Source organism: Anaerovirgula multivorans (genome assembly GCF_900188145.1).
GTDB lineage: Bacteria > Bacillota > Clostridia > Peptostreptococcales > Natronincolaceae > Anaerovirgula > Anaerovirgula multivorans.
Genome location: NZ_FZOJ01000005.1, coordinates 134,069 through 143,182, shown reverse-complemented (window position 1 = coordinate 143,182; position 9,114 = coordinate 134,069). Strand labels below are relative to the sequence as shown.

Below are 9,114 nucleotides of genomic sequence, written 5' to 3'. Positions count from 1 at the left end.
GTGTCAGTCACTTTCACAGAGTGCAATCAAAGGCATTATTGCCCTTGATTTTGCAGTAGTTGCTTCACCTTTTCACGATAGAATAGAGAAAGCTCCTGAGCATATTCCTCAGAAAACCCTTCAGTATATAGATTAAATAAGGGTTTTTCACTATCAGGCAATATTAATGCCCAACCTCTTTCGTCATTTATTTTTACTCCTTCAAACAATTCTATATTATGATCCTGATGCTCCTCCACCAACTGTCGGATGATTCGTCCTTTATCCTGCCAATCACAAGGTATCTTTTCCTTTATGAAGTATATATCTGGCATTTCTTCTACTAAGTCCTCTAGTCTCAAATGATTTCTAATTAAAAAATCCACAATAACTCCCATTCCCCAAATAGCATGATAGCTTAAGATGTATTGAGATAATCCATCTTTTCCCTCTCCATCAAGGCTATGCATTGCATACATAATACTAGCTGGATTCGATTTTACCCGTATGATTTCAATATTCTGTGCATTAATCAGCTTTTCAATGCCATAGGGTGCTGTATATGGCAATATCAGCTTTTCTTTATTCCCTTCCTTCAATAGCATCATCATAACCAACATATCGTATTTTTCCTGCTGGATGGTGTTCCCTTTTTTATCTATCAAAATCATTTTTTCTCCATCTTCACTAATAACTACCCCTAAATCTGCTGTTCCTATGATTACTTGTTGTACCATCACAGGTAAATAATCTTTTATTTGCCTATATTCCTTTATTCGATAGTCCTGCTGTACCTCGCATCCAATTCTTTCTAGAAACTGTACGGTTAGTTTTTGCATCGGCTGAGATTTGGAACTCACTAAAATATTAGGACTTTTTCTCTTAATGCTTGATATATCCTTCAGTAAACCCATGCCGTTATTTATATAGAATTCCTGAAAGTTTTCTACATTTATAGAAGATGGAATTTGATCTGCATTACATCGTTTAAAATCTTCTCTATTGAATAAGTTTTCTATTTCCCTTTCTGAAGATCTTTGGATATTGACACCATTTTTATCTGCAAATTCAATATGTACTTGGTTATGATCTGTATCATCCAGTCTTACGTGTATACCACCATTTCCTTTGAAATGGGTTATTGCAAAACGGTTTACTGGCATCACCGCCTTGTCTATATCAATAACGCCAGTTCCTGTAGATTCTATCCCTGCTGTTAAAGCATTTTTAATGAGCTTACTGGCATTTAAAGAATCACTACTTACAATGATAACCCCATCTTCTTTTAAGGTGGAGGCAAAGGCAGTGCCTAATCTAGAGGCAAACTCCGGACTAATATCAATATTGATCTGGCCTGAAACATCTTTAAATCCAAAAATAGTCTTGGAAGCCTTTGTACCCCACACAAGGTTTTGATTGATCACTGTATTCTCTTCAATTTTCTTATTGGGCCACAGCTTAATATCAGGTTTAATGATCACTCTTTCCTCTAATCTGCTTGCTTCCCCAACAACAGCATTTTCGTAAATTTCAACTTCTCTCTTTATTTCCACATTGTTACATATTAAAGCCCCACTACAATGGGTCTTTTGCCCAATCAATGTATTGTTCCAAATAATACTTCTCTTTAGGGAAACTTCCTTCTCAATACTACAATTGTCACCTATTACTGTATAAGCATCTAATTTACTTCCCTCTCTTATGTTACAATTTTTTCCTATGTATACTGGAGAAACTAATTCTACATTACTGCTAATCTGAGTTCCCTCTCCAATCCATATTCCCTTTTCTATCTGATACCCATCCATCTCAATATTTACCTTATCCTCCAATATATCAAAATGGGTTTGGGTATAGGAGTTGAGAGCTCCTACATCACACCAATAGTTCTCGGTAACATAACCGTACATTGGCTCCTTGTCAGCCAATAGCTTCGGAAAAAGATCTTTACTAAAATCAAAGTTCTCTCCTTTTTTAAAGTAATCCAGAACTTCTGGCTCCAATATATACATCCCTGTATTAATGGTATTGCTAAAGACTTCACCCCAACTGGGTTTTTCTAAAAATCTTGTTATTTTTCCATCCCCATCCGTAATAACAACGCCATACTCTATAGGTACAGCTTCTTTTTTCAAAATTAGCGTTGCCTTAGATCCTTTATTTTTATGGAATGCTACTGCTTTTTGAATATTTATATCGGTTAAGGAATCTCCACTTAGTACAATAAAGGTATCCTTAATGAAATCTTCAGCATTTTTGACACTGCCTCCGGTCCCTAGAGGAACTTCCTCTTCGTAGTACTTTAAGTTAACATTCCATTTTTCACCTGTGGCAAAATAGTCGGTGATAACGGTGGGAAGATGGGCAATAGTAACTGCTATATCTGTAATTCTATGCTTTTTTAGTAGCTCTACTGTATATTCCATTGTAGGCTTATTTAAAATAGGCACCATTGGTTTTGGAATACTACAGGTAAGAGGCTTTAACCTCGTACCTTTCCCTCCTGCCATAATAATTGCTTTTATGCCGATCACTCCATTCTGTCTTTTTTTTGCATTATAGTTTCTCCTTCAACATATTGCTGAGACTTCTGCTTTATCAAGCACAAGTCAAACACTACTTTTATTTTGTGAGAATCCTGTATTTCTATGCATGAAATAAGATTTCAGTTATATAGCATATCTTTTTTTGAAAATTAATTATAAATATAGGATTATAAATTCCAATACATCAAGGGTTACATTTTCAATCGTTGGTTATGTCTTTTAGCCAATTACTATTGTTTTTTTTTGCCAAAATGGCTATAATATAAAAGTGTAAAACATTGGAAAAAATTGTTGGAATGGAGTGATAAAATGGCTGCAAAGGAAAGCTCTTTTGATATTGTTTCACAGGTGGAAATGCAGGAAGTGACGAATGCTATCAATCAAACCGAAAAAGAAATAGCCCAAAGATTTGACTTTAAAGGTAGTAATACTACTATAGAAAAAAAAGAGGAGGAAATAACAATCGTTACCTCTGATGATTTTAAGCTTAAAAATGTAATAGATATATTACAAACAAAGCTCACAAAAAGAAATGTTCCTTTGAAGGGTTTAGATTATCAAAAAGTTGAGACTTCTCTGGGTGGAAGAGTAAAGCAGATAATTAAAGTTAAGCAGGGGATTAGTCAAGATGAGGCCAAAAAGGTTACAACTTTAATCAAGGGTTTAAAAATAAAGGTACAGGCTTCTGTTCAAGGAGATACAATTCGAGTAACCGGTAAAAACAGAGATGATCTTCAAGAAGTAATTCAAGCCCTCAAGGCTGCTGATTTGCCTATGAATCTACAGTTTGTGAATTATAGATAAAGTTTTATCTCTTTATCCTCATCACTATAAAATTCGGCTACAATTCAGTGGGAGTAAAAACTCCCACTGAACTGTAGCCGAATTTATTTCGAGGACGTAGTACTTGATCTCCCGCTTGAAATTATTGTGTCTTATCTTTATATACTAATTAATAGAATATATATCAGCAAACTCAACACTTATTTTTTCAATGTTTACCTTTCTTGTTAAAGTTGCCCCTGCTTCATCATACTGAGCAATCTTTTCATGATCCAATCTATTTGGGAGCTCTATAATGAATTCCGAGTCGTCAGACAGTATGCTATTTTCAGCATGTCTAGGAGACGTTTCATTTGTCTTATTTTGAGGTTGTAAAAAAACCAGCTCTTATTTCATTATCTTTAAGAATAACCGACGCTTTATTTCATAGCTTCTAAGTCAACAACTCTGTGACATAATCGCTTTATGAGATTTTTCTCATGACTCACCACAAGCACTCCAATGTTTTGCTTTTTTGCCACGTCCAGTACCACATGCCATATTTGAGCCTGTGTAATAGCATCTAGCATGGTTGTCATCTCATCTGCAATAAGAAATTGTGTCTTGGTACCTAAAGCCCGCGCTACACAAAACCTTTGGAGCTCTCCACCTGACAACTCATTTGGCCAACGCTTCAACCACGCCTTCTCGATACCCAATGAGGCAAGAATATCATCATGAGGCTCCCACCCTTCATTTAATGTATTTGCCATATGCCATCGACCATTGACTGCCTTTTCAGGGTGCTGAAATACCAGCTGAACAGGATTATATCCTTTTTGGGGCAGTGGAGCCCCATTGAGTGTAACACTGCCTTCATAGGGCTTCTCATAACCAGCTAATATCCGACCAAGAGTGGTTTTCCCACATCCACTTGGACCCATAATCCCTACCACTTCTCCTGATTCTATAGCAATATTAGTATCCTGTAATATCCAGGGGCCTTTGTCATAACGAAAGCCTATGTTTTTTCCTTCAAGTAGCATGATTACACCTCACCATCCCATTCCGTACCATACGGGTTTTCGGCTGAACCATGGCACACTGAGGTGCAGCCTGTTGACAACGAGGTTCAAATAAACAACCGGTTGGTAAGGCATTGGGTAGGGGTTGAAAACCTGGAATAGGCAAGAAATCATTTTGAGGCAATGCTCTCCATAGAGCCTTTGTATAGGGATGTCGAAGGGCCTCTCCTTTTCCTGTAAAATCTTTTGCTGGAGCCACTTCAACAGTTGTACCAGCATAAAATACCGCAATGCGATCTGCAATGGAAAGTGCCGTTTCAATATCATGGGTGATTAGCATAATGGCGACCCCCTTATCTGCCAATTCACGAAAACAATTTAACGCTTCCTTAACAACCTCAGCATCTAGTCCTGGGGTAGGCTCATCTGCGATAATCAATTCCGCTCCACTTACCACTGCAGTCGATACAAGAACCCTCCGTGCCATTCCTCCTGATAGTTGAAATGGGAATAAATTTTCAACCTGGGGTTGTAGCTGATATCTAGCAAAAACCTCTCGTTGTGCTTTAATAGCATCTCCCTGTTTTACAGCAGTTCGCACCTGTTTTCCTACCTTCATAAGGGGATCTAGATAATTTACTGATTGGGGTACCAAAGCAATCTCTTGCCCTCGTAAAGCTGCTTGTTCTTTGGAAGTTAAGTTTTCTCCTTTATAAGAAATAGAGCCAGTCACTGTAGCATTGCTAGGGAGAATTCCTAGAATAGCATGAGCAAGTAAGCTTTTACCTGACCCACTTGAACCCACCACCGCCAGTACTTCTCCTGGATGAATTGATAAGTTCAGATTGGTAATTACCTCCAATTCCTTCTGTCGCAATCCCTCTGTATATTGAGAAAAAGATACTGCAAGATCCTGTACCTCAAGAATAGGTTTGATTTGCTTAGGAGCTTCTGCTAGCTTCATAACTCTCTGGGTTTTCTGTTGTTTGGGTATATGAAAAGATTCTTGTTCTTTTTTAATTGGCGATGCTAGAGACAATGTTATTCTACCTCCTTCTTTACTACTATTTTTTATTTCTATTCATGTCCCCTATGAGGATCAATAAGCATATGCAGATTATCACCAAGAATATCAAATGATCGCACCATGATTAATAACGCCAATCCAGGGAAAAAAGCTAACCACCACATCCCTGTAGATAGATACTTCATGGACTCCGATAAAATGATGCCAATTGCAGGTTGCTGAGGTGACAGCCCAAAACCTAAAAATGTGACAGCTGCCTCATGCAAGACAGCATGGGGAAACAACAGAACCAATCCCACGAAAAACTGTGGTATGAGGTGGGGGAATATGTGTCTTGTTGCTATCCACCAAGAAGCTTTGCCAAATTGACGAGAAATCCCTACAAACTCAGCAGATCGCAGCTGCATTACTTCCGCACGAATTACTCTTGCAAGACTAGGCCAATGGGTTAAGGCCACGCCAACAACTACTCCCTTTACTCCTCCTCCCAAAGTAAAAGCAATGAGGATCAGAGAAACTAGATGAGGAACACTAAGAAATAGATCGATAAGCCAGGATATAAGCGCATCTATCCTTTTCCCCATCGTGGCCGCCAACATACCTAATGCTAGCGCAATCAGTACACTAAAGGCAGCAGCTGTTATACCAACACCTAGGCTTAAGGTTAACCCTTTAATGGTACGGGCAAACATGTCTCTCCCCAGCCAATCTGTCCCAAAAGGATGCTCCAATGAAGGTGATAGATTTCTTATTTCTAGATTTGTAGTAATTCTTTCATTGCTAATAAGCAATCCTCCTAGTATAATAGCTAACAGTAACATAGCAGCAAATACTGTGGAAACAATGGTCCGTTGTCTTCGATTAAGCTTTGGTATATAAATAAGAGTTTTTTTCTTAACAATTGTGGGATCTATAGACTTCATACAGACCCTCCTTCCCTAATTCGAGGATCCACGATTCTATAAATAAGATCTGCCATTAAATTCCCTGAAAATACAAATAATGCACTAAAGATTACAATTCCTAATAGCAGGGGGATATCTCCTCTCAAACCTGCCTGAACAGTTGTTTGACCTAACCCAGGATAAGAAAATACCTGTTCTGCCAATACAGCACCTCCAAACAATTCACTAAAGGCTGTAAACTGTAGTGTAATAGCAGGTAAAGCTATATTTCTTAACCCATGACGCCAAAGCAATAAAAAACCTTTTTCTCCCTTAGCCTTGGCAAATAGTATATATTCACTAGAGAGAACATCAATAAGTTTTTGTCGTGTATGTAGTGCTACATTTGCAACCCCCATGATACTTAAAGTCAATGCTGGTAAAATCAAATGTTTCAGTTTTTGTCCAACCGTTACGTTCTCTGCTAGAACCCCCGCTGGCACCCCTAATCCTATAGGAAACCAATCTAGTTTCATGGCAAAAACAATAAGTAGCAAAAGTCCTAACCAAAAGGTAGGGGTGGAGGCAAGAGTTAAACAATACCACTTTATAAGTTTATCTATCCAAGTTCCTTGTTTCATCCCTGCAATAATGCCTAGAACAAAACCAAAGAACCCTGATAATAGCCAAGCAATCATCATAAGGGCAAGAGATGCCATGAAGCGCTCCTTAATCACATCTACTACAGGACGTCGAAAAATCATTGATGTTCCAAAATCTCCTTTTATTACAGCACCACTCCAATGGATATACTGCTGCAGCGGTGATTTGTCTAGTCCCCAGTACTCTGCTATCTTTTCCCGTTGCTCAGGACCTACGCGCATCATATCAGCGCCTACATAGGCTTGCACCGGATCAATGGGAGAATAGCTTACCAGCAAGAAGGAAAGCAGTGAAATAGCTATTAATAATGTAGCCAATCGTATACTTTTCTTTATTACAAATGTCAACAGGCCTGTTGATTCCATAGTTCTGCTAACCTCCTTTAGTCTCTATTTATTCCAATGCCATTCTACAATATTGTCTGTCATTGGCCATCCATGTCCATGGGGTTGTACTTTAGGTGTACCTATCTCAAGATTTTCCTTTACTAAGTATAAATGGTCAAGATTCACTAGCCATGCCCAAGGAGCATCTCCTTTAGCGCTAAAACCAGTTGTACCGTCCCACTGTGCTTTTTTCCAATATTCAATAGCTTCCTCCTCAGTGGTTGCTTCAAGTGCTTTCTTCATGTATTCATCAACCGTTGAGTTGCTATAGAACCCAGTGTTATAGTATCCTTTGCCGGCAGTTTCACTACTATATAGATTAAACATTTCTAGAGGATCGTAGCTCCCCCATCCAAAGAGCACTGCATTAGAATACATCATTTTCTCAATCTCATCCCAGCTTTTACCTTCAGCTATGGCATGAATACCAAGGGGCTTAATCATATCTGCTACTGCTATTGCTAAAGATTGACGGGTTTGATCACTTGCAGGATATATCATAGTAAACTCAGCCTTCAAGGAATCCTTCTGCAGCATCCCATCACCATTTGTGTCCATCCACCCAGCATCGGCTAATATTTTTTTAGCCTCCTCTAAGTTATTATCTTGAGTAACCGTGTCAGGATTCCACCAAGGCATACCATCGCAAACACTATAGGCTGGTGTTCCATAGCCTTCTAGAATCCCATTGACCAAAGCTGTTCTATCAATAGCTATATTAATCGCCTTACGGATAGCTATATCTGCTGTTACATCATTTCCAACTGGAAATCCTTCTTCTGTTGTTCCTCCAGAGGCTGCAAAAGGAAAAAGTATACCACGATTATCAACACTGTTCAAGTTTACTAACTTCATTCCTGGTACCTCTTGTTGTGAAAACGCCGCCGGGATGGATGCCATATCCACCTGCCCAGCCTTTGCAGCAGCAAAAGCTCCATCTTCTCCTAAAAATAGAAAGGTTAACTTTTTAAAGTTTGGCTTTTCTCCATAATATTCTGGATTTACCTCTACGATAATCTGCTGTCCTTTGTCCCATTGTACAAGCTTAAAGGGTCCAGATCCAATAGGATTTTCGGCATAATTCTCATCATGTGCATGCTTTGGTACAATTCCCGTAGTGGCAAGCACATTGATAAAGGTTGATTGAGGTTCGTTAAGAATAAACTTTACTGTGTACTCATCGGTGGCTTCAACACTTTTCATAATGTTGAGGTCAATCACAGATCCACTTTTAGAGGCTGCATCAAAGGTATACTCAACATCGGCAGCTGTTAATGCCATCCCATCAGAAAATTTTACATCCTCTCGTAGCTTTACAGTCCAAACTATACCATCTTCACTAATATCATAATCAGTAGCAAGATCATTTACTATTTTAAAATTATTATCACGAACAAATAATGTACTTTGGAAAAGCGGCGAACCATAGCGTCCCCAGCCATTGATAGGATCAAAACCATCATCAGGTTCACTACCAATCGCTAAAACAAGTTCATCCTTGTTAATATTTTCTTCAGTTGGTGAAATCGCCTTTTCTGCTGGAGAACAACTGGTTAATAAAATAGATGATAGTATAAGTGCAAAAAACATTATTAATGAAAGTAGCTTTTTCGACATATTTCATCTCTCCATCCTTATGTAATATTTTATAATTTCGTAACCAATCATTTGCATTTTGTTAAAACAATAACGAGTAGATTTCCTTGAGTATTTCCTCCTTTCTATATTTTACTATCACCTCATGCATCACAAAAACAAAAAACCACGAAAGATAGGTTTACTCTCTTCATAAGAATAATCTAACCTTCATGGTTTGATTTCAACTATAATATTTATGTATTA

7 protein-coding genes are annotated in these 9,114 nt (G+C 38.2%); 1 reads left to right on the top strand and 6 read right to left on the bottom strand.

Annotated elements, in window-relative coordinates:
• Positions 1-35: 35 nt before the first annotated feature.
• Positions 36-2,513: a sugar phosphate nucleotidyltransferase gene (locus tag CHB72_RS06950; protein ID WP_089282155.1), complete on the bottom strand. Its 2,478-nt coding sequence runs from the start codon at positions 2,511-2,513 to the stop codon at positions 36-38.
• Positions 2,514-2,834: 321 nt separating this feature from the next.
• Here CHB72_RS06950 and CHB72_RS06945 point away from each other — a divergent pair, with 321 nt between their 5' ends.
• The gene (locus CHB72_RS06945) at positions 2,835-3,329 is read left to right on the top strand and encodes a YajQ family cyclic di-GMP-binding protein (protein WP_089282154.1); all 495 of its coding nucleotides are present in this window, start codon (positions 2,835-2,837) and stop codon (positions 3,327-3,329) included.
• A gap of 398 nt (positions 3,330-3,727) precedes the next feature.
• On the opposite strand, the gene CHB72_RS06940 is transcribed toward CHB72_RS06945, so the two are convergent.
• The 5 genes from CHB72_RS06940 to CHB72_RS06920 are packed head-to-tail and all read right to left on the bottom strand — an operon-like array spanning position 3,728 to position 8,889.
• Entirely contained in the window at positions 3,728-4,333 is a 606-nt protein-coding gene (locus CHB72_RS06940; RefSeq protein ID WP_089282153.1) for an ABC transporter ATP-binding protein, read from the bottom strand.
• Positions 4,323-5,351, bottom strand: coding sequence for an ABC transporter ATP-binding protein (locus CHB72_RS06935; protein ID WP_330396988.1), 1,029 nt, complete (start codon positions 5,349-5,351; stop codon positions 4,323-4,325). The genes CHB72_RS06940 and CHB72_RS06935 overlap by 11 nt, the downstream gene beginning before the upstream one ends.
• 38 nt (positions 5,352-5,389) lie before the next feature.
• On the bottom strand, positions 5,390-6,262 hold the full coding sequence (locus CHB72_RS06930; RefSeq protein WP_089282152.1) for an ABC transporter permease: 873 nt from the start codon (positions 6,260-6,262) through the stop codon (positions 5,390-5,392).
• Positions 6,259-7,251, bottom strand: coding sequence for an ABC transporter permease (locus tag CHB72_RS06925; RefSeq protein ID WP_089282151.1), 993 nt, complete (start codon positions 7,249-7,251; stop codon positions 6,259-6,261). Before CHB72_RS06925 ends, CHB72_RS06930 begins: the two co-directional genes overlap by 4 nt.
• A gap of 24 nt (positions 7,252-7,275) precedes the next feature.
• Positions 7,276-8,889, bottom strand: coding sequence for an ABC transporter substrate-binding protein (locus CHB72_RS06920; protein ID WP_089282150.1), 1,614 nt, complete (start codon positions 8,887-8,889; stop codon positions 7,276-7,278).
• Positions 8,890-9,114: the final 225 nt, after the last annotated feature.

Bases quoted from the DNA above. Each gene is read 5' to 3' on its own strand.
- CHB72_RS06945 (WP_089282154.1), top strand. From the start codon at position 2,835: ATGGCTGCAAAGGAAAGCTCTTTTGATATTGTTTCACAGGTGGAAATG.
- CHB72_RS06940 (WP_089282153.1), bottom strand. From the start codon at position 4,333: ATGCTACTTGAAGGAAAAAACATAGGCTTTCGTTATGACAAAGGCCCC.
- CHB72_RS06930 (WP_089282152.1), bottom strand. From the start codon at position 6,262: ATGAAGTCTATAGATCCCACAATTGTTAAGAAAAAAACTCTTATTTAT.
- CHB72_RS06925 (WP_089282151.1), bottom strand. From the start codon at position 7,251: ATGGAATCAACAGGCCTGTTGACATTTGTAATAAAGAAAAGTATACGA.
- CHB72_RS06920 (WP_089282150.1), bottom strand. From the start codon at position 8,889: ATGTCGAAAAAGCTACTTTCATTAATAATGTTTTTTGCACTTATACTA.